The organism is Candidatus Accumulibacter necessarius (genome assembly GCF_036625085.1).
The window spans coordinates 330507-356062 of the sequence record NZ_JAZKUM010000005.1 but is presented as its reverse complement, the minus strand read 5'-3'; the positions used below and the strand labels follow the sequence as shown (position 1 = coordinate 356062).

At 64.9% G+C, this 25556-nt stretch carries 18 protein-coding genes and 5 pseudogenes; 12 read left to right on the top strand and 11 right to left on the bottom strand.

The features are described from left to right. The 5 genes from V5B44_RS15515 to V5B44_RS15495 all read left to right on the top strand — a co-directional run bounded on the left by V5B44_RS15515 (position 1) and on the right by V5B44_RS15495 (position 7901). Positions 1 to 696 carry a hypothetical protein gene (locus tag V5B44_RS15515; protein ID WP_332359902.1) on the top strand — a complete coding sequence of 232 codons (696 nt, stop codon included), beginning with the start codon at positions 1 to 3 and terminating at the stop codon, positions 694 to 696. Then, the gene (gene hisI / locus V5B44_RS15510) at positions 683 to 1060 is read left to right on the top strand and encodes a phosphoribosyl-AMP cyclohydrolase (RefSeq protein ID WP_332359901.1); all 378 of its coding nucleotides are present in this window, start codon (positions 683 to 685) and stop codon (positions 1058 to 1060) included. The genes V5B44_RS15515 and hisI overlap by 14 nt, the downstream gene beginning before the upstream one ends. An 11-nt stretch (positions 1061 to 1071) precedes the next feature. Next, complete coding sequence (hisG, locus tag V5B44_RS15505; protein ID WP_332360059.1) at positions 1072 to 1947, top strand: ATP phosphoribosyltransferase; 876 nt, start codon at positions 1072 to 1074, stop codon at positions 1945 to 1947. Positions 1948 to 2226: 279 nt separating this feature from the next. Then, entirely contained in the window at positions 2227 to 3966 is a 1740-nt protein-coding gene (locus V5B44_RS15500) for a DUF4062 domain-containing protein (protein WP_332359900.1), read from the top strand. Positions 3967 to 3971: 5 nt separating this feature from the next. Then, entirely contained in the window at positions 3972 to 7901 is a 3930-nt protein-coding gene (locus V5B44_RS15495; protein ID WP_332359899.1) for a toll/interleukin-1 receptor domain-containing protein, read from the top strand. 208 nt (positions 7902 to 8109) lie between these two features. On the opposite strand, the gene V5B44_RS15490 is transcribed toward V5B44_RS15495, so the two are convergent. After that, entirely contained in the window at positions 8110 to 8514 is a 405-nt protein-coding gene (locus tag V5B44_RS15490) for a hypothetical protein (RefSeq protein ID WP_332359898.1), read from the bottom strand. A 7-nt stretch (positions 8515 to 8521) separates the two neighbouring features. Then, on the bottom strand, positions 8522 to 9613 hold the full coding sequence (locus V5B44_RS15485; RefSeq protein WP_332359897.1) for an Acg family FMN-binding oxidoreductase: 1092 nt from the start codon (positions 9611 to 9613) through the stop codon (positions 8522 to 8524). Between the two features lie 212 nt (positions 9614 to 9825). Here V5B44_RS15485 and V5B44_RS15480 point away from each other — a divergent pair, with 212 nt between their 5' ends. The 4 genes from V5B44_RS15480 (at position 9826) to V5B44_RS15465 (ending at position 15272) form a co-directional block, all read left to right on the top strand. Further along, the gene (locus V5B44_RS15480) at positions 9826 to 10065 is read left to right on the top strand and encodes an oxidoreductase-like domain-containing protein (RefSeq protein ID WP_332359896.1); all 240 of its coding nucleotides are present in this window, start codon (positions 9826 to 9828) and stop codon (positions 10063 to 10065) included. Positions 10066 to 10509: 444 nt separating this feature from the next. After that, positions 10510 to 13107 (top strand): DNA mismatch repair protein MutS, encoded by a 2598-nt coding sequence (gene mutS, locus V5B44_RS15475; RefSeq protein WP_332359895.1) that lies wholly within the window; start codon positions 10510 to 10512, stop codon positions 13105 to 13107. Then, the gene (locus tag V5B44_RS15470; protein ID WP_332359894.1) at positions 13104 to 14048 is read left to right on the top strand and encodes a metallophosphoesterase; all 945 of its coding nucleotides are present in this window, start codon (positions 13104 to 13106) and stop codon (positions 14046 to 14048) included. The genes mutS and V5B44_RS15470 overlap by 4 nt, the downstream gene beginning before the upstream one ends. 84 nt (positions 14049 to 14132) lie before the next feature. Further along, positions 14133 to 15272, top strand: coding sequence for an ABC transporter substrate-binding protein (locus V5B44_RS15465; protein WP_332359893.1), 1140 nt, complete (start codon positions 14133 to 14135; stop codon positions 15270 to 15272). A 57-nt stretch (positions 15273 to 15329) separates the two neighbouring features. On the opposite strand, the gene V5B44_RS15460 is transcribed toward V5B44_RS15465, so the two are convergent. From V5B44_RS15460 to V5B44_RS15450, 3 genes and pseudogenes are all read right to left on the bottom strand, one after another. Then, a complete protein-coding gene (locus V5B44_RS15460) occupies positions 15330 to 17378 on the bottom strand; it encodes a ferrous iron transporter B (RefSeq protein WP_332359892.1) in 2049 nt (682 codons plus the stop codon). Between the two features lie 169 nt (positions 17379 to 17547). Then, complete coding sequence (locus V5B44_RS15455) at positions 17548 to 18045, bottom strand: FKBP-type peptidyl-prolyl cis-trans isomerase (RefSeq protein ID WP_332360058.1); 498 nt, start codon at positions 18043 to 18045, stop codon at positions 17548 to 17550. Between the two features lie 2 nt (positions 18046 to 18047). Then, positions 18048 to 18517, bottom strand: a pseudogene (locus V5B44_RS15450) (peroxiredoxin). A gap of 212 nt (positions 18518 to 18729) precedes the next feature. Here V5B44_RS15450 and V5B44_RS15445 point away from each other — a divergent pair. Continuing rightward, positions 18730 to 19317, top strand: a complete 588-nt coding sequence (locus V5B44_RS15445; protein ID WP_332359891.1) for an SIMPL domain-containing protein — start codon at positions 18730 to 18732, stop codon at positions 19315 to 19317. Positions 19318 to 19524: 207 nt separating this feature from the next. Here the strand turns inward: V5B44_RS15445 and ftsB are convergent. The 6 genes and pseudogenes from ftsB to V5B44_RS15415 form a co-directional block, all read right to left on the bottom strand. After that, positions 19525 to 19805: pseudogene (gene ftsB / locus V5B44_RS15440) on the bottom strand (cell division protein FtsB). Between the two features lie 26 nt (positions 19806 to 19831). Beyond that, positions 19832 to 21116: pseudogene (gene eno, locus V5B44_RS15435) on the bottom strand (phosphopyruvate hydratase). 24 nt (positions 21117 to 21140) lie between these two features. Then, entirely contained in the window at positions 21141 to 21272 is a 132-nt protein-coding gene (locus V5B44_RS15430; protein WP_332359890.1) for a DUF1330 domain-containing protein, read from the bottom strand. After that, entirely contained in the window at positions 21226 to 21438 is a 213-nt protein-coding gene (locus tag V5B44_RS15425; RefSeq protein ID WP_332359889.1) for a DUF1330 domain-containing protein, read from the bottom strand. The genes V5B44_RS15430 and V5B44_RS15425 overlap by 47 nt, the downstream gene beginning before the upstream one ends. After that, positions 21438 to 22273, bottom strand: a pseudogene (gene kdsA, locus V5B44_RS15420) (3-deoxy-8-phosphooctulonate synthase). The gene V5B44_RS15425 and the pseudogene kdsA overlap by 1 nt, the downstream one beginning before the upstream one ends. Then, positions 22270 to 23912 (bottom strand): annotated as a pseudogene (locus V5B44_RS15415) (CTP synthase). The pseudogenes kdsA and V5B44_RS15415 overlap by 4 nt, the downstream one beginning before the upstream one ends. A gap of 200 nt (positions 23913 to 24112) precedes the next feature. On the opposite strand from V5B44_RS15415, the gene V5B44_RS15410 reads away from it, so the two are divergent. Together V5B44_RS15410 and dmeF are read left to right on the top strand one after the other, a co-directional pair. Then, positions 24113 to 24382 (top strand): metal-sensing transcriptional repressor, encoded by a 270-nt coding sequence (locus tag V5B44_RS15410; RefSeq protein ID WP_332359888.1) that lies wholly within the window; start codon positions 24113 to 24115, stop codon positions 24380 to 24382. A gap of 20 nt (positions 24383 to 24402) precedes the next feature. Beyond that, entirely contained in the window at positions 24403 to 25443 is a 1041-nt protein-coding gene (dmeF, locus tag V5B44_RS15405) for a CDF family Co(II)/Ni(II) efflux transporter DmeF (RefSeq protein WP_332359887.1), read from the top strand. The last annotated feature ends 113 nt before the right edge of the window (positions 25444 to 25556 follow it).

The window sequence follows — 25556 nt, the reverse complement described above, 5'->3', positions numbered from 1 at the left end:
GTGGTTGATCTCCATGTCCTGGGTCCCGAATTGACTGTAGCACCGAAGAAGGGGAATTACAAAGGACGGTCGGCAATCCGCACGATCCAAGCTCAGAAATCCCGCTGCCCTTTTCCAGGAGTAATCCGGGCCATCGAATCGTGGTCAATCGTCGCGTTGACGAGCGCACGTCAGAAAACCGCCAGGGACGAAGTCCCAGAAGAGGATAGGCCAGCGGGCTGGCTCTCTTTCTCCTTCCGGATCTCAGATGACACAGAATGCGTCGAATCCGTGCGCCGGGATCTGAAACTGATGACCGAAGAGCGCAACGAGCTGGTCCATCATTTCCTGCCGCGGTGGCAGCCGGATTTCCCCGACAAGATGACTGGAACCTTAGCCTACCTCAACGCCCAACGCGAAAAGATGCTGCCGATGCATGAGCATCCAAGTTTGTTATCGGGAGACAGCTCGCATAGGTTTTTTCGGGGACAACATACAAAATTGCTCATTGCAACCTCAAAGTGCCGAAAAGGGTCGATCCCGGTAGAGCATGCAGCGCTGCGAATTAGCTATACTGTCCCCAGAACCCGACCCGGGGAGACAAGACTGACCGGTCCGCGCCCGCGAGGGGCGCTGTCCGGCGCCAATACCGCTCGAAGCTGCTGTATTGGTCAACATTCAACGCACAAGGAATGCATGCTTCATGATCAAGATTGATTTTGAAAAAATGGGCGGGTTGATTCCTGCCGTGATCCAGGATGCCGATAACGGCGAGGTGCTGATGGTCGCCTTCATGGACGAAAAGACCTTGAATCTGACCCTGGAGTCCGGCAAGACCTGGTTCTTCAGTCGCTCGCGCAACAAATACTGGATGAAGGGCGAGGAGTCCGGCAACACGCAGGACGTTGTCGAGGTATTCACCGACTGCGATGCCGATACGGTGGTCATCAAGGTCAGGCAGAATGGCCCTGCGGCCTGTCATACCGGTAACCGCAGCTGCTTCTTCGTGAAATGGGAAAGCGGGGCCTGGGTGGAGCATTCCAATCCCCTGTTTGACCCGGCGCAGGTGTACAAGAAATGAAGCAAGCCGTGATCGACAATCTGCTGAAGTTCGGCATCCCCAAGGGAAGCCTGGAGGAGGCCACCGTCGAGCTGTTCCGCAAGGCCGGCTGGCGGATCACCACAGCGTCGCGCAGCTACTTTCCAAGCGTCGACGACGAAGAGATGAAATGCAGCCTCATCCGTCCGCAGGAGATGGGCAGGTACGTAGAACGGGGCACCATCGACGTCGGCATTGCTGGCCGGGACTGGGTCCGGGAGAGCGATTCGGATGTCGTGGAAATCTGCGAAATGGCCTATTCGAAGGTTTCCCGCGGCACGGTGCGCTGGGTCCTGGTGGTCAATGAGGGTTCCGAGGTTCGCTCACCCGAGGATCTCCGCGGCGGCACCATTTCGACGGAACTGGTGGGCTTCACCCAGCGTTACTTCGCCGAGCGCAATATTCCGGTCACCGTTGAATTCTCATGGGGGGCCACCGAGGCCAAGGTGGTCGAGGGGCTGTGCGACGCCATCGTCGAGGTCACCGAGACGGGTTCCACCATTCGTGCCAATGGCCTGCGCATCGTCTGCGACCTGATGGAGTCGCTGCCGGTCATGATCGCCAACCGGCGAGCATGGGAAGACCCCTGGAAGCGGGTCAAGATCGAGCAGATCGCTACCCTGCTGCAATCGACGTTGCGCGCGGAAGGGATGGTGGGCCTGAAGATGAACGCTCCGGGAGACCGTGTTGCCGCCATCACTGACATCCTCCCCAGCCTCAACAACCCGACCGTTGCCCATCTGCACAATTCCTCCTGGGTTTCGATCGAGACCATCCTCCCGGAAATCAAGGTTCGAAGCATCGTTCCGGAACTGATGAAGCTCGGTGCCGAGGGAATTGTCGAGTACCCGTTGAACAAGATCATCTGAGCAATTCGGCCCGGTGTGGACTTGCAGGACCCGACGCGCTCGTCGTGGGACAACTCGTGCCTGTGGTCATCCGCCGGTCCGGATCGGCGGATGACGACAGGCGCTCAGGGGCGGGATTCGGATGACTTTTCAAGGGCCGCCGGGGCGAAATCCGAGATTGACGCTCCTCAATGAAGGCTCATATACTCGCCTGGGTGCCGTTGGATTTCCTATCCTTGGCGTCGCTCGCCACCGAAATAGCGGCACAATGGTCCACGCTCTGCCGAAGAGGGAAGCTCGATGCCCGCGGGACAGGAGTTCCGGATCTATATCTCGTCGACGATCGACGACCTGAAAGCCGAGCGCGCGGCCGCGGTCGAGGTCGCCGGCCGTTATGGTGTGCTGGTCGACAGCTACCGGCTCACCGAGGAGGCGCACACGACGAAGTGCGTGGCAGACGTGCGTAGCGCACACCTCTACATCGGCATCCTGGGTCGGCGCTACGGCTGGATCGCCGAGCAAGGGCCGCCACCGAAGTCGATCACCGAACTGGAGTTCGAAGCCTGCGAGATGCCGGAGCAGCCGCGCATCCCGCGCCTGATGCTGTTGCGCACGACCACCGCCGACAAGGACGACGACAGCCGCGACGGCAAGTTCGCGCCGGCCGAGCGCGAATGCCGGCGGGTCGCGGTCGACGCATTTCGTTCCCGTGCAGCGGCCACCGGCATCGAATTCGCCGACATCGCCGACTTGAAACTGCGGCTGCAGGAGGCGGTGCGGACCCAGCGCGACCGGCACTACCGCGCTGCCGCCCCCGAGCCGGGGATGATGGAACAGCGGCGGCAGTGGCAGACGCGGCTCAAGCAGGTCGCGCTGCTCGCGCTGCAAGGGGCCGACGACGCGTTGCACCAGCGGTTGGCGCTAGGACGCGCCAAGGACTTCGAGGCGACGCCGCTGCGTATCAACGATGCTGCACTCGGGCGGCAGGCCGAGCAGGGACTGCGGGTGGCGCAGCTCGGTGCCTTGCTGCTTACGCCGGCGGCGCTGGCCATGCTCGACAGCCCCGAACGGCGCCTTGCGGTGGGCCGGCTGCTGGCGACGCTGCGCCGCCGCTTTGGCGTGGCGCCGGTGCTGTGCCTGCAAGGAGCCGAAGCACAACTGCCGGGCGAATGGCCAGCCGTGGACGTGCTGCCGGTCGACCAGGCGCAACTGCTCGCCGACGCAGCGGCATGCGCGACCGACGTGCTGGCGCGGCTGCGGGTGCTCGCGCCGGTTTCGGCACAGACTCGGCTTGCCGTACCGACGCTGGTGCTTGCGCCCACCGAGGCCGAGGCGCGCGCGCTGATTGACGACCCTGCCGGCGCCTTCGCGTCGATCGCCGACCCAGACACACGCAGCCAGCGCCGCAAGCAGTTCGACGCGCTGGTCAAGGCGCTCAGGCGCAGCCATCCGAACTGGCCGGACGGCTTCTACGCTGCGACCCGCGAGCAATGGCGCTGTTTCGGCCCCGGTAGCCAAAGCGCCGGCGAGCTGATCAATGGCGCGCTGCACGCGATCAACTCTGCACTGCCCGGCTCGCGTGAGCGCGAAGTGCTGCAGGATGCCGAGCTGGTGCGCCGTTCGTACGAGCTCGACGAATACCTCCTCGACGATTCCGGCGGCTCGCGCGCCGTGCTCACGGAAGCCTGCGACCGCGGCGCGCTGGTGCTGGTCGACGAGTTGGTGCTGCTGCATCCGGCGCTGCGCGACAGCGCGCAGCAGCTGCTGGCCGCCGAGCGCGGCGCAGTCGCCACCGTCAGCGCCTGTGACCCGGCGCATCTGCCCACGCACAAGCTGTTCGGCGAGCTTTCGTTTCTTCGCGTGGCCGCCGTGCTCGAGCGCTTCGCGCGGCGGCGCGACCTGCAATGCGAGCTGGCGCTCAACTGCTCGACACGCGTCGAACGCTGGCTGCGCGGCGCCGTGCCACGCCTGGTGGCCGACCTTGGAGGGCTGACCGGTGAGCCCTCGCTCGTGGAACGGGTCGACGACCTGCTGCAGTGAGCGCGATGATCTTCACCTTCTACAGCTACAAGGGCGGCGTCGGTCGCTCGATGGCGCTGGCCGCCACGGCCCGCGCGCTGGCGATGCGCGGATTGCGTGTGCTGGCGGTCGACTTCGACCTCGAGGCGCCGGGGCTCGAACGATATTTTCTCGACGGCGAAGGCAGCCGCAGCCGGCGCGCCGAACCGGGCCTCATCGACCTGATCGCCAAATACAAGGAAGCGCTGACCAGCCAGGCCGCCTTCGAGCGCGCCGACTTCCGCCAGCTCGACGCCTACCAGCTGCCGGTGATCCACAGTGCCGGCACACTTGGCGGCTCGGTGCACCTGCTTTCGGCCGGCTGCCGCGAGCCGGTCGACAAGCTGCGCGACTACGCACTCGCGGTGCGCAATTTCAACTGGCAGGATTTCTTCTACAACTGGAAAGGCGACCGCTTCTTCGACTGGCTGCGCCGGCGCTGGCTGGCCACCGACGGGCGCGGCTTCGATGCGGTGCTGGTCGACAGCCGCACCGGCGTCACCGAAATGGGTGGCGTATGCACCTACCAGCTCGCCGATGCGGTGGTGATGCTGAGCGCGCCAAACTGGCAGAACCTTGAAGGCACGCGCGATGTGGCGCGCGATTTCACGTCCGACAACGTGCGCGCGCTGCGCCGGGGCAAGCCGCTGCAGACGCTGGCCATACCCGCACGGCTGGCGGCTGAGCACCCCAAGCGGCAGGCGTTTCTCGACGATTTCGCGCGAGAAATGGGTGTGCTCGGGATGCCGCAGGTGCTGGCCGAAGCAGGGCTCGGCTACGAGCGGCTGGCGCTGCGCTACGAAATCGCGCTCTCGGTGGGGGAGATGGCGGTGGGTGCCCCACAGGCGGCCGAGCTGACCGGCTTTCACGCCGATATCGAGCGCTTGGCCTCGGCGCTGCTGCTGCTCACCGACGGCAGCGGCGCCTTCGAACGTCCGCGCGCGGAAGCCGAAGCCGAGTTCGCAGGAATGGGCGTGCCGCGGGCGCAGGCAATGGAAGCCGATACGACGAAGACCTCGGCGGGGTACGACGCCTTCATCGATTACGGGCGTGATGACCACGCGTTCGCGATGAAATTATGGGAGCGGCTGAGCGATGAGGGCCTTCGCGTCTTCATCGACCGAACCGAACTCGAGCCGGGAGCGCATTTCGCCCAGCGCATCGAAGTCGCGTTGTCGTACAGCGCCAACCTGCTGCTGCTGTTCGGGCGGTCGTCGGGCTCAGGCTGGCGCAGCCGGCTGCTCGCCGAGGCACGCAAGCGGCGCGGCGTGCGCATCATCCCGGTGTTGTTGCCCGGCGCGGACGAAAAGGCGCTGCGCTCCTTTGGCCTGGATGAATTGCACTGGCTCGACCTGCGTCACGAGTCCGAGGCCGGTTACGCAAGACTGTTGCAGGGGCTGCTCGAGCAGGCACGAGCCGACGAACCTGCGGCTGCGCGCGGCACGCAGACTGCCAACCCGTTCCCCGGTGCGCTCCCTTTTGACGAAAGCGACGCGACACGCTTCTTCGGTCGTTCAAGCGAAACGATGCGCATCGCGCAGGCGCTCGACGGACATCCCGTGGTCGTGTTGCAAGGCGCGGCACGGGTCGGCAAGACCTCGCTGGTGCGCGCCGGCTTGCTGCCCGCGTTGCGCGAGCGGAAGGCGGGCGCGCGCTTGCGCAGCACGACGCTAATCGATGCGCGGCAGCCCGCATGGCCCGAGCTGCCGCCGTCGCACGCACCCACGCGCGACGCGACCTTCGACCTGGTGATCGTCGACCATCTGGATAGCGAGACCACGACCGGCCTCGATGCGGCGACCCGCGCCAGGCGCGTGGACGCCCTGGTGCAAGGTTCGCATCAAGCACGCAAGCTGCTGCTCGTTTGTCGCGGTATCGAGCCCACACTGCTCCCCGCCGCAGGTACGGCAACGGTACTGACGCTCGCAGCGATGGACGCGGCCGCGCTGCGCGAAGCGATCGAGGCGCCGGCCCGCAGCACCGGCCAGCTCCTCGAGCCCGGCCTGGTCGAGCGCCTGATCGACAGCGCGGGCCCGGCACGCAACGCGGTGTCGCAACTGCAGCCGGTGCTGCACCTGCTGTGGGAGCAACGCCGGCGCGGCTGGATCACCAACCAGGCGCTGGACGAACTGGGCCACCTGGGCGGCGCGTTCGCCAAACGTGCGCGTGCGACCCTTGCGACGTTTGACGATCCCACGCGGCATTGGGCGCTGCTGCTGGCGCTACTGAGCGTGGACGCAAGTGGTGCCTGGTTGCCGCGCGCGCGGCCGTGGCCAGTGTTGGCCGGGCTTGGCGCCTTGCGCACCGACCTTGCCGCAGCAGTGGCGCTGCGCGACCGCCTCGCCGACGCCGGGCTCGTGGACCTTTGGTCCGAGGCGGGCCCCGACGGCGCTTGTACCGTGAAGCTCTCGTCGGTGCGACCCGATTCGCGGCCGTTGTTCGAGCCCGACGCGGCCTACGCGGGGTCGACCGCTTTCCTGCGCTGGCGTCAAGCGGTCGAACCGATGGTCGCGGCGTGGGTGGCGCAGCCCGATAGCGACCAGGGCCTGCTGACCGAACGCGCCTTGGAAGACTCGCGCCACTGGCTCGGCCAGGCCCCGGGCTGGTTGCTCGCCGAAGAGCGCCGCTACATCGAACGTTCGGTCGAGCGCGGTGTGGTGCAGCTCGCTGCGGGCGACTCAACAACGACGGAGGCGGTGGCGGGCCGCGACGTCGTGATGTTCCAGACCGTAGACGGCTCGGAGATCACGCTGCACCCGGAATCGGCGCGCGAGCTCCTTGCGCCACAGCGCGCCAGCCGGCCGTCGTTCCTGTCCGGGCTGTTGCTGCGCGGCTTGAAGGTGATGACCGTATCCGGCAGCGACAACCGGCCGTTCATCGAGCTCGTGCGCGAGCTCGAAGGCCCACCCGGCCGCCTCGTTCGTTGCGACAGCGACCCTCCGTTCGGCGGCCCCGCTCCATCGTCACCTGTACGCGTCGAAGACGCGCGCCAGCCGGTGCTGGTGCTGATCCCGGGTGTGCTGGTCGACAGCGTGGTCACCTTCAGCGGCCTGTGGTCGAAACAGCCCGCGCAATGGCAGCGGCTGCGCAAAGCCTACCCCGACCAGGTCTACGCCTCGGCCCATGCCGCCATCGGCACCGACCCAATCGACAATGCCATCGGGCTCGTCGAGGCGTGCGCCCCGGGCACCCGGCTGCATCTGCTCACGCATGGCAGCGGCGGGCTCGTCGCCGAGTTGCTGGTGCGGGCATCGGCGCTCGATGCCGCCGGCGCGACCGCGCTCGACGAAGCGACCAACGCGCGGCTGGCGCGCCTGGCGTCACATCTGCAAGCCAGCCGCATCCGCATCGAGCGCGTCGTTCGTGTCGCCGGCCCCCTGCGTGGGCAACTGTTGATGTCGGGTAAGCTCGACGCTCATCTGGCGGCTCTGGTCTGGTCGGCCGAGCATGCGGGTGCTGTGCTGCCCGCTCCGGCACGCGAGCTGCTGATCGAAGCCGCGCGCCAGCGCATCGACCCGGCCACGCTGCCCGGCCTGGCGGCCAGCCTGCCCGGCAGCCCGCTGCTGCGCTGGTTGCCGGCCGCCGACGAGCCGGTCGACTCGGTGCTGCGCGTGATCGCGGGCAAGCGCGTCGGAGGCAGCGGTGACGGCTGGTTCCGCAGCCTCGCCACCGACGCGTTCTTCCTGAGCGATAACGACCTCGTCGTGCCGACACGCTCGATGTTCGGCGGCGCTTTGCGGCACCAGCCGGCGTTGTTCTTCCTCGACGAATCGGCGCAGACGCACCACTTCGGCTATTTCGGCGACACGCGCTGCGCCGAGGCCATCGTCGCCGCACTGCTGGACGAAGCGCCGCCGCAGTTCAGGCCGATCGGGCCGCTGTCGTGGGCGGGGGATTCACCGACCGGGTCACGCTGATCAAAACGCAGGGGGCGCGGGCACCAGGCGGATCGCGCAGATGCAGCCGTACGCCGCGGGTGCTGCGGCCTCCGGGACTTTTTTACCCGGGCATACCCAGGATCTGATTGCGAGGACACGGGATAAGAGCAGCCGAGAGCCGGTTCAACCTGCGGATCCTCCTGACCGACCGATTGGATCGCCCCTTGCCACTCGCCGCTGGCGCATCTCAGCCTCTCCCTGGTTTACGGCGCATTGCCTGAAGCACCGGGAACAGCGCGAAGGCAATCTGCCCGGCCAGCCCCAAGAGATGCGCCACCTCGGAGTAAAGCGCCAGATGCGCCGTGAATGTCCGATTCGCCAACAGGATGGACATCGACAACTCCGCAATCATCAGCAGCACAAAGGCAGCAGCGCCCATCACGACCGCTTCGCCCGAGGAAAGCGGTGCTCGCCGCAGAATGCGTCGGCAGATCAACCAGGAGGCGCCAAGAATGATCGGCAGCTCGATGAGTACCGCCGCGGTTTCGCCAACCCGAGGCACCAGCACCAGGGTGCGCAACACACCGAGGAGAAAGCCGACGGCGAAAGCCCCGGCAAAGTAGGTACAGCCCGCTCGCAGCGCCTTGGTCATAAAGGACTCACGTGGCGATGATCACATCGCTGACCGGGCGGCGCAGGGAACGCGGCATCGGTGCGGCATGGCCATAACGGACCATCAGGTCGACACGACGATCACCCACCCCCAGCAGTGCCCCAAGCTGCCGGCGTATGGGTGCGATCTCCAGCGGCTGATTGAGATGCGCATGGCGGATACCGAGTGCGGTCGCCTGCAGGGCAAAGCGTTGATAGCTCCTTCCGGCCTGAACCCAGTGCGCCGGATCGTCGCGCTCCGAGACAAAGACCGCCAGCCCGGCACTGGAGCGCACCTGCCGGGCGTAGCGCACGTTTTCTGCGGCCGGCTTGAAGAAGGCACCGAACAGGATCGACCCCAGCCAGGTCGGCAGCGTCGGATTGCCGGAACAGCCGACATACAGGCCATCACCACGCTCGACTGCCGCGCGGGCATTGAAACGCAGCCAGGAACGCAGTTCCGCCACGAAGGCCGGGTCGGCGACCTGGACCGTGGTGGCCGCCAGGATAAGCTCAAGCACCTGTTCGACCCTGGCCCGATCCTCGATCAGCAGCAACTCGCAACCGTCGACCCGTGCCGCCTGCAGCAAGACGGTTCGGTCTGCCGCGCCGAGGGCTCGGCCATCATAGTCGGAACGGGTGCACTGCCGGTCGGGAATGGCCTCGAAGAGGGCATCACGCGCGGCACCGGCCCGCCCGGTCGTCACCTGGACTCGCCCTGCGCCTGCCGGATCGAAAGTCAGCTCGCTCGATCTCCCGGCCGCCCGGACCGCCAGCATCAGGTTTTCAGCGGCGCAGCCGAGCGAGGCGTAGAGGTGATGATTGTCGGCATCGACCACCGGCAGCGCGCGAGTGAAGTCCGGCGCGATCACCACAGCCACGGGCGTCTGCCGGAAGTGCCAGGGCTGGGCGTTGTGGCTGTTTGCCGCAAGGGTCGCGTAGTGGACCAGATCGGCGAACCCCGCGCCGCTGGCAGACGACCGATGCGACCACAAGTTGGCCGCCACTGAGTCATAATCCGGACCGCGCGTCAGCCAGTGAACTCCTGCGCCCGTAGCCGCCGCGACGCCGGCACCGACGAGGAAGGTTCGCCGCTTCATGATGATCATCCCTGAAAGAAAGTCCCCTGGCTGGTGCAGCATGGGCGCCTTGCCGGAATTCGGTGTTGACGACCGTCAGTGCCTCGGTGAATCGTCGCATCCTTGAACCATGATCACCGGACTGGCGGACGAGCACACGCCCGTCGTCACCCGCTATCCACCCCATATCCCCCCATATCCACCCCATATCCACCCCATATCCACCCGCAGCCATGATGCCCGACACGAACGCCTGTCCCGATCCTTTTTCCCTGCCCATGAACAACCTCGCCGACGCGCAGGCACTCGTTCGCGCGATCGAAGCCCTGCTCAGCCAGCGAGGCCTCAGCCTGCGCCCTCCTCCGCCCGTGCCCGATACCTGCTGTGGTCGGGGCTGCAACGGTTGTGTCTGGCAAGGATACTACGCAGCCCTGACCTACTGGCGCGATCAGGCCCGGGAACTCGCGCGCTGAGGGCCGTTGATCCACGAGGCAGTCCCTGCGAGCGGATGGCGCCAATCACCTGGCCTCGCTCGTCCGGTGTGCACGCAGCCAGGCAGGAATCTGGCCGCCTGCCGGTGTCGATCCGCACCTGCCGCAGCTTCTGAGCGAGTGGGCTTCGGCACCGGTAAGTCCAGCTCCTCCTGTCTGAGTACGCTGCATCCGCAATCCCGGAGTCGCACTGGTAAGATGCTGACCTGTGCAACAGCTTGATTGAACGCGCACCGAAGCCCAGGAGCGGTCCCCAGTAGCGGTTTTTTTCCGGTAACCAGAGCATTGGCACAGGTTCTTCCGAATACACCACAGAAACCTGTACGGCAAAGCCAGGTGTCGTCGTGTAGCGACGCGCTTCCTTGATCATCTCCAGCCCGAAGATGCCGACCCGTTTGCACGATAACTCAATGGCTTGACATAAACATGCAGAAGAATCAGGGTGCCAGGGAAGGCTCGCCAACGCTGCACACGCCAATGATGCAGCAGTACCTGCGCATCAAGGCCGAGCATCCGGGCATCCTGTTGTTCTACCGGATGGGCGACTTCTACGAGTTGTTCTTCGACGACGCGGAAAAGGCCGCCCGCCTGCTCGACATCACCTTGACGACACGCGGCCAGTCGGCCGGGCAGCCGATCCGGATGGCTGGCGTACCCTACCACGCGGTCGAGCAATACTTGGCGAAGCTGGTCCGGCTGGGTGAGTCGGTGGTGATCTGCGAGCAGATCGGTGATCCGGCGACCAGCAAGGGTCCGGTCGAACGTGCCGTGGCGCGCATCGTCACCCCTGGCACCTTGACCGACGCGGCATTGCTCGACGAGAAACGCAACACCCTCCTGCTCGCCATCCATCTCACCCGGCAACTCGCCGGCCTGGCCTGGATCAATCTGGCGAGTGGCGACTTTCGCGTCTCCGAAGTCGTGCCGGCAAGGCTGGCGGCGACCCTCGAACGTATCCGTCCGGCCGAAATCATCGTTGCCGAGAGCGTGGCGCTCAGCTTCACCCCGGAAGTGGCGCTGACCCGTCAGCCGGACTGGCATTTCGACGTCGAGGCCGCCGGCCGCGAACTGCGTGCGCACTTTGGCACGACCTCGCTGGCCGGCTTTGGTGCCGACGGTCTGCGGCCGGCCATCGCTGCTGCCGGCGCCCTGCTGCGTTACGCCAAAGCGACGCAGACGCGTGCCCTGCCCCACCTGCGGGCGCTGATTGTCGAACGCGACGCGACCTTCCTCGGACTTGACACAGCGACCCGGCGCAACCTCGAATTGACCGAGACCCTGCGCGGCCAGCCGGCACCGACGGTCTGCAGCCTGCTCGACAACTGCATCACCGCCATGGGCTCGCGGCTCCTGCGCCACGCCCTGCACCATCCCTTGTGCGACCCCGCCGTCCCTGCCGCCCGCCACGCGGCGATTGCCATGCTGCTCGACGACGGTGGCCACACGCTGCGAGAGCTGCGGCAGGCGCTGCGCGGTTTTGCCGACGTCGAACGTATCGCCGGGCGCATCGCGCTCTACAGCGCGCGGCCGAGAGACCTGTCAAGCCTGCGCGACAGCCTGCAGCGCCTCGTCGAGCTGCGCGCACCGCTGGCGGCGACCGCCGCACCGCTGCTCGCCGAACTGCATGCGCACCTGGCGACCCCGGTGGCGGCCTTCGACCTGCTGTGCCGCGCCATTCTGCCCGAGCCCGCCGCCCTGATCCGTGACGGCGGCGTCATCGCCAATGGCTTCGATCCCGATCTCGACGAACTGCGCGCGCTCAACGACAACTGTGGCGCCTTCCTGGTCGAGCTCGAAGCGCGTGAACGCGAGCGTACCGGGATCGCCAACCTCAAGGTCGAGTACAACCGTGTGCACGGCTTCTACATCGAAGTCAGCAATGCCAACGCCACCAAAGTCCCCGAGGATTATCGTCGCCGGCAAACGCTGAAGAGCGCCGAGCGCTACCTGACGCCGGAACTCAAGGCCTTCGAGGACAAGGCCCTGTCGGCACAGGACCGAGCCCTGGGGCGCGAAAAGCTGCTCTACGATGGTGTTCTCGGCGCCTTGCAGGCCGACCTGCCGCAGCTGCAGCAGATCGCCCAGGCGGTGGCCAGCCTCGATCTGCTCACGGGTTTCGCCGATACGGCACAACTCCGCAACTACTGCCGACCGCAGTTCTCGTCCGAACCGGGGCTGCTGATCGAGGGGGGTCGGCACCCGGTCGTCGAAGGCCAGCTCGCCGACGGCGAAGCCTTCATCGCCAACGATACCCGCCTGGCTGACGAGCGGCGCCTGCTGCTGATCACCGGCCCGAACATGGGCGGCAAGTCCACCTACATGCGACAGACGGCGCTGATCGCCCTGCTCGCCCATATCGGCAGCTACGTACCGGCAGCCCGCGCCGTTCTCGGCCCGCTCGACCAGATCTTCACCCGCATCGGCGCCGCCGATGATCTTGCCGGTGGCCGTTCGACCTTCATGGTCGAGATGACCGAATCCGCCGCCATCCTGCATCACGCCACCGATCGCAGCCTGGTGCTGATGGACGAGGTCGGGCGCGGCACCTCGACCTTTGACGGCATGGCGCTGGCTTTCGCCATCTGTCGCCACCTGCTCGAAAGGAACCGCTGCCTGACGCTGTTTGCCACCCACTACTTCGAACTGACGCTGCTCGCCAACGAGTACTCGGACCTGGCCAATGTCCATCTGGACGCCATCGAACATGGCGAGCGCATCGTCTTCCTGCACGCTGTCGAGGAAGGCCCGGCCAACCAGAGTTACGGCATTCAGGTCGCCGCGCTGGCCGGGATTCCCTCGTCGGTACTGAAGGCGGCCCGGCGACAGTTGCGCGAATTTGAACAGCGGGCGTCGATCAACCCCCTGCAGCCGGATCTTTTTGCCAGCGCGCTATCCAGCGCCGCTGAAGCGCAGGAGCCGGCGGCGTCGCCGGTGATCGACCGGCTGCGTGCCATCGATCCCGACCGACTGACGCCGCGCGAGGCGCTCGACGCGCTCTACGAGCTGAAATCGCTCCTGCCATGAACAGCCCATCGAAGCCAACCGCCCTCAAGCTGCTTGCCGCCGCCTTCGGCCTGCTGCTCGCCGGGACGACAGCGGCTGAAACCTGGCGCTTTGCCGCCATCGGCGACACCCCGTACAGCGATTACGAGCGGCGCGAACTGCCGCGGATGCTGGATGACATCGCCGCCGAACATGCCAGCCTGATCGTCCACGCCGGCGACTTCAAAGACAGCAGGCTGGTTTGCAGCGACGCGGTCTTCCTCGACCGCCGGGCGCTCCTTGACGCTTCAACCGTGCCCCTGGTCTATGTCCCGGGCGACAACGAATGGACTGACTGCCGGCAGCTGGCGGCGGGCCATTTCGACCCGGTCGAGCGACTGCAGAAGCTGCGCCAGCTGTTCTTCGCCGAGCCGCGCTCGCTCGGCAGAAAGACGATCGCTGTCGAACAGCAGGCCGGCGGCTACCCGGAGCACCTGCGCTGGCGTTTGGGCCCGGTGATCTTCGTGTCGCTCAATGTCCCGGGTCCGAACAACCATTTCGGCATCGGGCGCGCGCCGCGCGACGAGTATCTGGCCCGCAACCCGGTGGTGATTGATTGGCTGCGGCAAGGATTTGCCGCCGCGCACCGTGAGCGGTCGGCCGGCATCGTCATCGTCATGCAGGGCAACCCTGGCTTCAAGCACCACACCGCCGGCCTGACGCACGTCGGTTACCGCGATCTGCTGGAAACGCTGAGCAGCGAGGCCCTGGCCTTCCCGGGTCAGGTCCTGCTCATCCACGGCGATACGCACTGGCAGCGCATCGACCAGCCGTTGCGCGATCCGACGACGGGTCGGCCGATCAGCAACTTCACTCGCCTGGAGACCTTTGGCTATCCGCTCATGGGCTGGGTGAAAGTCATCGTCGATAGCGAGTATCCGCAGCTTTTCCGCTTCGAGGTTCACCCCTACCGGCGGCGCTGATTTTCGGCCGCGAACAAGGCCGTCGACATCAGCGACGCCAAGCTCTAGACTTAATTGAGATAACCGCCTGAGGAGGAATCGATCATGAAACAGATCGGCTTGCTGCGCACCGTGCTGGCTGTCGTCCTCTTCGTTCTGACGCCACTGGCGGCGACCGCCAGCGACATTGTCGTCGGCCAGGTCGCAGCTTTCAGCGGTCCGCTGGCGCCCACGGGAACGCACATGCGGGCAGGTGCGAAACTGTGCTTCGACGCGGTCAATGCCGAGGGGGGAGTTCACGGCGCCAGGATTCAACTGGTCACCCGGGATGACGGCTACAAGACCGAGGAGACGGTTCGTCAGGCGCGCGACATGCTGAAGGAATCGCAGCCCCTGGCGTTCATCGGTTTCGTCGGCACCGGCAATGTCGAGGCGATGCTCGAGCAGAAGGTCCTCAGTGAAGCCGGCATTCCCCTGATCGCGATACGCTCAGGTGCAGAATCGCTGGTGCGAAGGAACGACCCGTTCCTGTTCATGACCCGCGCCAGCTACGCAGAGGAAATCGAGAAAATCACCGACCAGTACGCCACCACCGGCTACACTCGCTTTGCCGTCCTCTATCAGGACGACGCCTTTGGCCAGGGAGCGCTGCTCAGTGCCGAGCAGGCGGTCAGGAAGTCCGGTGGTTCGCTGGAAGCCAAGGGATCCTACGAAAAGAACACCACCAACGTCGCCGCCGCCGTCAAGACCATTGCTGCCGCGAAACCGCAAGCGGTGATACTGATTGCCAATACCGCAGCCAGCGCCGAGTTTCTCAAACAGTCGCGCGAAGCGGGAAACTTTGCCCAGTACGTCGCACTTTCGGTCACCGATGCGGCGCAGGTGGTGCAGCGGATCGGCGCCGACAGGGCAGAGGGGCTGGCGCTGACGCAGGTCGTTCCCGACCCGGGCAGTCATACCGTTGCCCTGATCCGGGAGATACAGACCCACTTTGCCCGGTTCAAGCCCAAGGACGTGACCCTCAACCACACCTTCGTTGAAGGTTACCTTGGGGCAAAGGTACTGGCTGAAGCGCTGCGCCGTGCCGGCCCCAACCCGACGCGCAAGAAACTGCGCGATACGATCGAAGCGATCAGGGACTATGACGCCGGTGGCGTGTTCATCAGCTTTTCGCCCAAGCGACATGCTGGCTCACGCTTCGTGGACATTACCATCCTCAATCGCGCCGGCAAACTGCTGCGCTAGCTGTCGCCGCAACGTGGGTCACCGGCGTGCCGGGCATTGGTGCTCTTCCCCGGCCAGTCAAGGCAAGAGCACGCACCACATTTCCAGCAGCAGACGGACGGCGCCGCTGATGAGCAAGGCGACGGCGACCGACAAGCCGATCGAGAACCACGCCTGGCGCGCGCCAATGGTCCTGAGCATCACGGCAAAGGTCGACACACAGGGAATGTAGAAGGTGATGAAGACCAGGAAAGTGGCGATCTGCACCCAGTCGAGGAGCGGCACGATTTCCATCGTCCCCAGCGCCTGATAGACCATCAGCAAGGAAAGTTCCTTGCGCAGGACACCAAACAGGATCGGCACGCCGAGCAACACCGGCAGGCCGAGCCACCAGTGGGTGATCGGTGACAGCAGGAGGTTGATCGTCCGGTCGGCGCCGAAGTGGTTGAGCAGCGCCAGCAGCACACTGCCCGCAACCAGCAGGGGCGTCACGATGGTGACGATGTCGCGGGTCCGCTCCCAGGTTTTCGCCAGCAGCCCTCGCCAGCGTGGCAGCGCATACGGCGGGATCTCCTGGATCAGACCGACCGCCAGGTCGGCATACCGCCTGGCCAGCAACCCACCCAGCACGGTCAGCACGACAAAGGTCAGGGCAAAGATGGCAAAGACACCCAGAGCCCCGAGATACTTGCCGCCCATCGCCAGAATGATTGCCGAGCGTGCCGAACAGGGAACGAAGGCCAGCAGCAGGGTGGCAACGATGCGATCCTTGCCGCTGCTGGTCGCCGCCACCATCGAGATCGCCGGTACGTTGCAGCCCAAGCCGACGAGAAAGGGAGCGGCCACGCCGCCGTGCAGGCCAATGCGGTGAAAACCCCGGTCAACGACAAAGGCCACCCGGTGCATGATTCCGGACTCCTCCAGCGCGACCAGCAGGAGCACCAGCGGCAGCATGTAGGGGATGACGATACCGACCAGCCCGATCAGACCGTCGAGTACTGCCCGTCCGACCACCCCGGCGGTAGACGCCGGCTGCCACCGCTGCGCCCACTCCACCAAGGGTGCCGCCGTCCACCCGTCGAGCATCGTGCTGACCTTGAACACCATCAGCAGCACCAGGGCGAACACCGCCAGGCTGCCGACCAGACCCCAGCGGGGATGCAGGAACACACCGTCGAGCAAGCGCTGCCAGCGCCCGGCATCGGCCAGGCCACCGAAACGGGTCACGTTCTCGAAGAGCAATGCCGCCCGATGATGCCGGTCGGCGTGCAGTTCGTCTGACAGCGGGCGGGGCAGGTAACGCTCGGCAGCGCGGCGCGCGGCGAGCACCTCGGGCAGCAGTTGCGAAAAGTGACAACCCAGCTCCTGCAGGAAATAGTCGTTGTTTTCCGCCAACTGCATGAGCAGGAAGCGCCACGGCACTTGAAAGGCGTCCCCGACTTCCGGTCGGGCGACCAGCGCGCGCAAGGGCTTCAGGGCCTCATCGATGTACTCGCTTGGCGACTGGGTGACCGGCACGGTCCCGCTTCGCGCTGCCCCCAGGGCAGCGCGAAACAGCTCCGCGACCCCCAGACCCATGTGCGCCACGGTCGCCACGACCGGCACCCCCAACCGGTCCGCCAGCGCCCCGGTATTGATGTAGAGGCCCTTGCGACGCGCTTCGTCGACGCGGTTGAGGGCGATCACCAGCGGTCTGCCGAGCAGGGTCAATTCGAGCGTCAGTTCCAGGTCGCGTTGCAGCGCGGTGGCATCGACCACCTGGATCAGGACATCGGGGGAATGGAAGGCAACGGTTGGCTGTTCCGCTTCGTGCGCAGCCACCGGCGGCCAACGGTCACCCCAGAGAAGATACTTGACCAGGATGCGGTCGTGTGCGCTCAGCGAGTGCAGGGAATCGACGGCCGGCAGGTCGACCAGAGAAATCTGCTCGAGTCCGATGTCGACCAGACATTCGCCATAGGCGTCCCCGTCGCGCAGCAGTCGCCGGTGCTGCGGCGAGGTGCTGGAGGCGGCTAGAAACAGGCTGCTCTTGCCTGTACGCGCGCGGCCCACAAGTGCCACGCGCGGCCGCCGGTCTCCGCGCAGCAGCCGCTGCGGTACAGCGATGGTCGAGATGGCGGCTGTCACTTCAGGCCCGGCCTCCCCGGCTCGCACACCAACGGATCAGGAGCTGGCGACAGCGCTGACTGACTTTCTCCTGGCGACCGGGAAAGCTGGCGGCACGGCCAGGGCAAACCGGCTGCCAGCAACCGTGGGAGCTAACCGCCAGCCCTTCGGAAGACACCTTGAGTGGCAGTCAATCCTCGTCGTCGCAGCTATCGTCGTGCGTATGCCCATGGCTGATTTCTTCAGCCGTGGCCGGACGAACGTCGGTCACCGTACAGGTAAACACCAGGGCCATCCCGGCCAGTGGGTGGTTGCCATCGAGCACCACCTTGTCGTCGGCGATCTCGGTCACCCGATAAATCAGGACGTCTTCGTCATCCTCGTCGTCAGCGCCCTCAGGCACCCCTTCAAACTGCATGCCAACCTGCAATTCCAGGGGAAACTGGCTACGAGGTTCGAGCTGGACCAGGGCGGCATCGTACTCACCGAAGGCGTCGTCGGGCTGCATCTTGACCACCACCGACTCGCCAATCCGCTTCCCGTGCATGGCTTCTTCGATCATCGGAAAAATGTCGTCATAGCCGCCGTGCAGATAGACGAGGGGTTCCTGACCGGCATCGACCAGTTCGCCCTCGGTATCGGTGACGCTGTAGTCGAGGGTGACAACCGTATTCTTGGCAACTTGCATGTTCATGAATTGAGTTCCTTAACCGCGCGCAGCATTGCCAGCGCGTGGCCTTTGGCGTTAACTCCGTAAAGCGCGAGACGGAGAACGCCTTGTTTGTCGATGAAAAAAGTCGAGCGCACGATGCCATACTTGGTGACACCATTCACTTCTCTCGCCTGCCACACACCGTATTGTTCACACGCCGAGCCTTCGGCATCGGAAAGAAGACACACCGAAATACCATGCTTGTCCCGAAACTCCGCGTGCCTGATGCAGTCGTCACGGCTGATGCCGATGATCAGGCAGTCCAGCCGCGCGAATTCGTCCTCATGATCGGAAAAATCGGTTGCCTGCAAGGTACAGCACGGCGCGTCATCTCTCGGATAGAAAAAGAGAATGACATGTTTCCTCCCCTGAACCGGGCAATGTCGATGAGTTCCATATCCGCATCGGGGAGGACGAACATCGGCGCTGCCTGTCCTGCTTTCAGCATGGTTCCCCCTCAAAAGCCCTTCCCGATCGCACGCAGCGAGCGGGTGAAGCGGATTCTAACCAAGCTTCCCGGCGTCTGACTACCAAAAAGCGACACCTGGATCCCGTTACAATCGGACCTTTGCAGGCCGCATCGCTCACCCCGGAAACTGCCCGGCAAACGAGAGCCTGCAGAAGCTCGCCCTTCTCGAACACGACAAACCCGGAGATGCCATGAAAGCTTTTCGACCTCTACTGCAGGCAATGCCCCTGCTCGCCCTGCTATTCGCCACCTCGGCAACGGCTGCGGCAGCCGGCAATGTCACGACCATCGAGCTGGCGGCGGAGGCCAGTCGGCCGGCAGCCAACGACCTCGCCCGCGCAACGTTATTTGCCGAAGCGTCAGGCGCCGCGCCGGGCGAACTGGCCCGGCGAGTGAACGGCCTGATTGCCGACGGCCTGAAGACGGCCGAGGCCTACAGCAGCGTCAAGACGCAGAGCGGAGCCACGCACACCTATCCGGTCTACGGCAAGGGCAACAGGATCGAAGGCTGGCGAATGCGCTCGGAACTGACCCTCGAGTCTGCCGACACCGCAGCCCTCTCCGAGTTGCTGGGCAAGCTTCAGGCCTCGCTGGGCGTCGCCAGCCTGGCCATGCTGCCGGCGCCGGAAACTCGGAAAAAGGCCGAAAACGAGGCCATGATCGATGCGCTTGCCGCCTTCAAGGCCCGCGCCAAGGTGATCGCCGATGCGTTCGGCAAGCCTTATCGGATCAGTCACCTGACGATCAGCAGCAGCGGCCGCCGCCGCCGATGCCCATGATGCGCTCGGCCGCGCTGGCCTCGGCCGAGGCCGCGCCGATGCCGCGTCGAGCCTGGCGACACGCTGATCAGCGCGACCGTCTCGGGCAAGATCGAACTGCCGGAATAGGCTCCCAGGTCCGCCAGGCCCTGCCCCTAAGGCCTGGCCGGCTTGGCCGGCACGCGCGCGCCGCTGGCCGAGTTCCCGGCCGCCGGTGCCGCGGCCTTGTCACTCGCCGGCTTGTCGGGGAATCTGCACAAAAACCTCGTCCTGCTTGACCATGCCGAGTTCGAAACGGGCACGCTCCTCGATCGCGTCGTAACCCTGCTTGAGGTCACGCACTTCGGCATCGAGCCGGCGTTGCGCATCTCGAGCTGCTGGTTGGTTTCCTTCTGTTGCTGCAACTGCCGATCGACATCCCAGACCCGCAACCAGCCGCCCTTGCCCAGCCACAGCGGATGCTGCAGCAGGACAATCACCACCAGCAGGGCGACAGCCAGCCAGCGCATCGGAGCGGAGCGCGAAAGTCCGGGGATCAGGAGAGATTGTAGAAGGCGTCACGGCCCGGATAGCCGGCCGTGTCCCCGAGATCCTCCTCGATCCGCAGCAACTGGTTGTACTTGGCGATGCGATCGGAACGTGACAGCGAACCGGTCTTGATCTGCAGCGCGTTCATGCCGACGGCGATATCGGCAATGGTACTGTCCTCGGTCTCGCCCGAGCGGTGCGAAATGACCGCGGTGTAGGCCGCGCGCTTGGCCATTTCGATCGCCGCGAAGGTCTCCGAGAGCGTGCCGATCTGATTGATCTTGATCAGGATCGAGTTGCCGATGCCCTGCTTGATGCCTTCCTTGAAAATCCGGGTGTTGGTCACGAAGACATCGTCGCCAACGATCTGCACCCCTTTGCCGAGACGGCCGGTGAGCACTTTCCAGCCATCCCAGTCGCCCTCGGCCATGCCGTCCTCGATCGAAACGATCGGGAAGCGATCGGCGAGATTGGCCAGGTAATCCACCAGTTCGTGCGAACTCAACTGCAGGCTCTCGCCGGCCAGATGGTAGCGGCCGTCCCGGTACAGTTCCGAAGCCGCGCAATCGAGACCAATCAGCACGTCGTCGCCAGGGCCGTAGCCGGCGTTCTCGATCGCCTGCAGGATCAGCTGCAGGGCCTTCGGCATGACTGCCAAGATTGGGCGCAAAACCGCCTTCGTCGCCAACCGCAGTCGAGAAGCCCTTCTTGTGCAGCAGCTTCTTCAGCGCGTGAAAGACCTCGGCGCCGCAACGCAGTGCTTCGCGGAACGAATTCTGACTCACCGGCAGGATCATGAACTCCTGGAAGTCGAGGCTGTTGTTGGCGTGTTCGCCACCGTTGATGATGTTCATCATCGGCACCGGCATCTGCATCGGCCCGGAACCACCAAAATAGCGGTAGAGCGGCAGGCCGGATTCCTCGGCCGCCGCCTTGGCCACCGCCATCGAAACCGCGAGCATGGCGTTGGCACCGAGACGCGCCTTGTTGTCGGTGCCGTCGAGATGAATCAGCGTCTGATCGATGAACGCCTGTTCCTGGGCATCGAGGCCAATGATCGCCTCGGAAATCTCGGTGTTCACATTCTCGACGGCCTGCAGCACCCCCTTGCCGAGATAGCGAGCGGCATCGCCGTCACGTAACTCGATCGCTTCACGCGAGCCGGTCGAGGCACCGGAAGGCACAGCGGCCCGACCCATGACCCCGGACTCGAGCAGAACGTCACATTCGACGGTAGGGTTGCCGCGCGAGTCGAGAACCTCGCGGGCGACAACATCAACGACAGAGCTCATGGTCTTTCCTTTGTCTGCAAAATGTTAGAGAGGCAAACCCTCAACGACCAGCAGGTTCATTTCTGCCGCACCCCGGCACGCCGCTCTGGCTGCCTGGTATTCGGGCGAATCATGGAAGCGCTTCGCCTGCTCGAGAGAATCGAATTCGACAATCACCAGGCCGCTCGGGCTTCGTCCAGCCGCCTTCGAGAACCTCGACCCGGCCGCCGCGTGCACGGTAGCGGCCGCCATACTGCGCAATCGCCGCCTGCGCCAGCGTCTGGTAGCCCTCGTAGGCGAGCGGATCGCTGACCGTCGCCTCCGCCAGCAGGTAGGCGGCCATCAGCCGAGTTCCTCCAGGCCGGCCGCCTTGACGGCGCGATCGAGCGCCACCAGCGTCGTCAGCAGGCTCTGCATGCGATGCAGCGGCCAACTGTTCGGTCCATCGGACAGCGCCATCTCCGGGCGCGGATGCGTTTCCATGAAAAGCCCGGAATCCCTGCAGCCACGGCAGCTCTCGCCAGCACCGGCACGAACTCTCGCTGGCCACCGGAGACAGTGCCCTGCCCGCCTGGCAACTGCACCGAATGGGTCGCATCGAAAACCACCGGGCAGGCGCTCTCGCGCATGATTGCCAGACTGCGCATGTCCGACACGAGGTTATTGTAGCCAAAAGAAACGCCGCGCTCGCAGACCATGATCGTATCGGCGCCAGCCGCAGCATCCCTGGCCTTGGCGACCACGTTGCGCATGTCGCCTGGCGCGAGAAACTGCCCCTTCTTGATATTCACCGGCTTGCCGGCAGCTGCAACGGCCTGGATGAAGTCGGTCTGGCGGCAAAGAAAAGCGGGCGTCTGCAGGACATCCACCACGGCAGCCACGGCGGCGATGTCCTGCTCGCGATGGACGTCGGTCAGCACCGGGACGCCGATCTGGCGACGCACTTCCGAGAGAATCTGCAGACCGCCGTCGATACCCGGCCCGCGCGGGGAGCGCCCCGAGCTGCGGTTGGCCTTGTCGTAGGAGGCCTTGAAGATGTAGGGCAGACCCAGACCAGCACAGATTTCCTTCATCTGCCCGGCGACCTCGACGCACAACTCCAGCGACTCCGCCGTGCACGGACCGGCGATCAGGAACAGCGGCTGGTCGATTCCGGCGTTGAAGTCGCAGAGCTTCATGCCTGCGCCCGATACGCCGCAGCCGCCTGAACAAAAGACGTGAACAACGGGTGACCCTTGCGTGGCGAAGAAGTGAACTCGGGATGAAACTGACAACCGAGAAACCATGGGTGCGCGTTCGACCCGTCTTTCGGCAGTTCGACGATTTCGCAGAGATCGGTCACCGGCGCCCGCCCGGAAACCACCAGGCCATTCGCCTGCAGCTCGCCGAGCAGCGTGCTGTTGACCTCGTAGCGGTGGCGATGGCGTTCAACGATCTCTGCCTGCCCGTAAATCTCCCGGGCCATCGTCCCTTCGCCAAGCTGGCAGACCTGACCGCCAAGGCGCATCGTGCCGCCCAGGTCGGAGTTTTCGTCACGCTTCTCGATCCGTCCCGAAGCGTCCTGCCATTCGGTAATCAGACCCACCACCGGGTAGGGGGAGCCCGGGTCGAACTCGGTGCTGTGCGCGCCGTACATGCCGGCGACGTGACGGGCGAACTCGACGACGGCGAGCTGCATTCCGAGACAGATGCCGAGGAAGGGAATCCCGTTCTCGCGGGCGTGGCGAATCGCCGCAATCTTGCCCTCGGTGCCGCGTCGTCCGAAACCGCCAGGAACCAGAATGGCATCCATGCCCTGCAAGGCGCCACAACCGCTACGCTCGATTTCTTCTGAGTCGATGTAGCTGACCTTGACCTTGCTGCGGGTGGCAACGCCGGCATGGACCAGGGCTTCGGTCAGCGACTTGTAGGATTCGGTCAGGTCGACATACTTGCCGACAAAGGCGACGTTGAGCAGCCGCTCAGGGTGCTCAAGGGCATACACGATCCTCTTCCACACCGTCAGGTCAGCGGCCTTGGCCAGAATGCCGAGCTTGTGGCAGACGATCTCGTCGAGCATCTGGTCGTGCAGCATGGCTGGAATCTTGTAGATCGAATCAGCATCCCGCGCCTCGATCACGGCCTCGCGCTGCACGTTGCAGAACAGGGCCATCTTCCGCTTGTCGTCCTCCGGGATCGGTCGGTCGGTACGACAGAGAAGAATGTCCGGCTGAATGCCGATCTCCCGCAACTCCTTGACCGAGTGCTGCGTCGGCTTGGTCTTGAGCTCGCCGGCAGTCGAAATATACGGTACCAGCGTCAGGTGCATGTAGCAGGCGTTGTTGCGGCCTTCCTGCAGACCCATCTGGCGGATTGCTTCCAGGAACGGAAGCGACTCGATGTCGCCCACCGTGCCACCGACTTCGATGATTGCCAGGTCGGCCCCTTCGGCGCCGCGCCGGATGTGCGCCTTGATCTCGTCGGTAATGTGCGGAATCACCTGCACCGTCTTGCCGAGATACTCGCCACGCCGCTCCTTCTTGATCACCGAATCGTAGATCTGGCCCGTCGTGAAGTTGTTGCGCCGCTCCATGCGGGCATTGGTGAAGCGCTCGTAGTGCCCAAGGTCGAGGTCGGTCTCGGCGCCGTCCTCGGTCACGAAGACCTCGCCGTGCTGGAACGGACTCATCGTTCCGGGATCGACGTTGATGTACGGGTCGAGCTTGAGGTGGGTGACCTTGATGCCGCGCGACTCGAGGATTGCTCCCAGGATGCGGCGGCGATACCCTTGCCCAGGGATGAAACCACGCCGCCAGTGACGAATACGTATTTGATCATGGAGATGACTGCAGCGGGAAATCCAGATTGTAGCTGAAAACGTCGCTGCTCTCAAAGCAGGGCAAGCGCCTCCGTAGTCATCCCTGAACCTGCTTTCAGGAGAGCGAATGCAACGACCAGCTGGTGCCCCCGGGGATCGAGCGGTCAACCGTTCGCCGCCAATTGCCTTGCCAATCCTATCCTGGGGGATAGGATACGCCATGAGCACGCACGCCTCGCATCCGGAAATCATCAAGCGCCTGAAGCGCGCCGAGGGCCACCTCAAGAGCATTCTCACCATGCTTGAGGACAGCCGTCCCTGCCTGGAGATCGCCCAGCAACTGCAGGCCGTTGAGCGTGCTGTCGCCAGCGCCAAGAAGGCTCTGGTGCACGACCACATCGATCATTGTCTCGACCAGGCGGTGCGCGACGGATCGCGCAGTCCCGACGACACCATCCGCGAGTTCAAGGAACTCACCAAGTACCTCTGATTGCCCGGCAAGGACCACGCATGCGCAGCCGCGACCTCTCCCCCTGGATCCACACGCACGTCTTCGACGAAGGCAATCTCGCTGCCGAAAAGGGCACGCGCCTGGTGATGCTGATTACCGCCGCAACGATGATCATCGAGATTGCCGCCGGCTGGTGGTACAACTCGATGGCCCTGCTTGCCGACGGCTGGCACATGAGTTCGCATGCCGTGGCCATCGGCCTCTCGGCGCTGGCCTACGCAGCGGCGAGGCGCTACGCCGGCGACCATCGCTTTGCCTTCGGCACCTGGAAAATCGAAGTGCTCGCCGGCTTCGCCAGCGCCATCTTCCTCATCGGTGTGGCGCTGATGATGGTGGCCGGTTCGCTCGAGCGCATCTTCTCGCCGCAACCGATCCGTTTCAGCGAGGCGATCGTCGTCGCGGTCCTCGGACTGGCGGTGAATGTCGTCTGCGCGCTGATCCTCGGCGGTGCGCACGACCATGGTCACTCGCACGACCACGGCTCTGGTCAGCATCACGACGATCACCACCACGACCATGCCGAACACGCTCACCATGGCCACGGTGATCATGACCTCAATCTGCGCGCCGCCTATCTGCATGTCATCGCCGATGCCGCCACCTCGGTGCTGGCCATCGTCGCCCTGCTCGGAGGCATGCTCTACGGCTGGGACTGGCTAGACCCGCTGATGGGTATCGTCGGCGCAGTTCTCGTCGCCCGCTGGGCGCTGGGACTGATCCGCGATACCGGCCGTGTGCTTCTTGACCGGGAGATGGATCACCCGGTGGTGGCAGAAATTCGTCAGGCGATCGCCGAAAAGCCGGGCTGGCCGATGGCACCGGAGATCGTCGACCTGCATGTCTGGCGCGTCGGCCGCGAGAAGTTCGCGGTGATTGTCAGTCTCGTCACCGAGGACACCATGGTCACCGCCGAGGCCGTCAGGCAGCTTCTCGGCCAGCACGAGGAACTGGTGCATGTCTCGGTCGAGATCAACCGTCCGCCGGCTAATGACCATCTTTCTTCAATCGCCGCCGCAGTCCCCCAGCCTGCCAGCACCTAGCTTTCGAACGGAAACCCGGCCAGCAACTGGTCAGGCGATCGGCCGGGCCTGGAACGGCTGCTGCGTCATCGCCGTCATCACCGACGCCGTTGTCTGGGCGAACCACCCTCGCC

What these genes read in the sequence shown, in the direction of transcription:
- V5B44_RS15425 (WP_332359889.1), bottom strand. Translation starts at nt 21,438, where the DNA reads ATGGCCGCCTACCTGCTGGCGGAGGCGACGGTCAGCGATCCGCTCGCC.
- V5B44_RS15500 (WP_332359900.1), top strand. Translation starts at nt 2,227, where the DNA reads ATGCCCGCGGGACAGGAGTTCCGGATCTATATCTCGTCGACGATCGAC.
- V5B44_RS15480 (WP_332359896.1), top strand. Translation starts at nt 9,826, where the DNA reads ATGATGCCCGACACGAACGCCTGTCCCGATCCTTTTTCCCTGCCCATG.
- V5B44_RS15490 (WP_332359898.1), bottom strand. Translation starts at nt 8,514, where the DNA reads ATGACCAAGGCGCTGCGAGCGGGCTGTACCTACTTTGCCGGGGCTTTC.
- dmeF (WP_332359887.1), top strand. Translation starts at nt 24,403, where the DNA reads ATGCGCAGCCGCGACCTCTCCCCCTGGATCCACACGCACGTCTTCGAC.
- hisI (WP_332359901.1), top strand. Translation starts at nt 683, where the DNA reads ATGATCAAGATTGATTTTGAAAAAATGGGCGGGTTGATTCCTGCCGTG.
- V5B44_RS15465 (WP_332359893.1), top strand. Translation starts at nt 14,133, where the DNA reads ATGAAACAGATCGGCTTGCTGCGCACCGTGCTGGCTGTCGTCCTCTTC.
- V5B44_RS15410 (WP_332359888.1), top strand. Translation starts at nt 24,113, where the DNA reads ATGAGCACGCACGCCTCGCATCCGGAAATCATCAAGCGCCTGAAGCGC.
- V5B44_RS15495 (WP_332359899.1), top strand. Translation starts at nt 3,972, where the DNA reads ATGATCTTCACCTTCTACAGCTACAAGGGCGGCGTCGGTCGCTCGATG.
- mutS (WP_332359895.1), top strand. Translation starts at nt 10,510, where the DNA reads ATGCAGAAGAATCAGGGTGCCAGGGAAGGCTCGCCAACGCTGCACACG.
- V5B44_RS15485 (WP_332359897.1), bottom strand. Translation starts at nt 9,613, where the DNA reads ATGAAGCGGCGAACCTTCCTCGTCGGTGCCGGCGTCGCGGCGGCTACG.
- V5B44_RS15470 (WP_332359894.1), top strand. Translation starts at nt 13,104, where the DNA reads ATGAACAGCCCATCGAAGCCAACCGCCCTCAAGCTGCTTGCCGCCGCC.
- V5B44_RS15455 (WP_332360058.1), bottom strand. Translation starts at nt 18,045, where the DNA reads ATGCAAGTTGCCAAGAATACGGTTGTCACCCTCGACTACAGCGTCACC.
- V5B44_RS15445 (WP_332359891.1), top strand. Translation starts at nt 18,730, where the DNA reads ATGAAAGCTTTTCGACCTCTACTGCAGGCAATGCCCCTGCTCGCCCTG.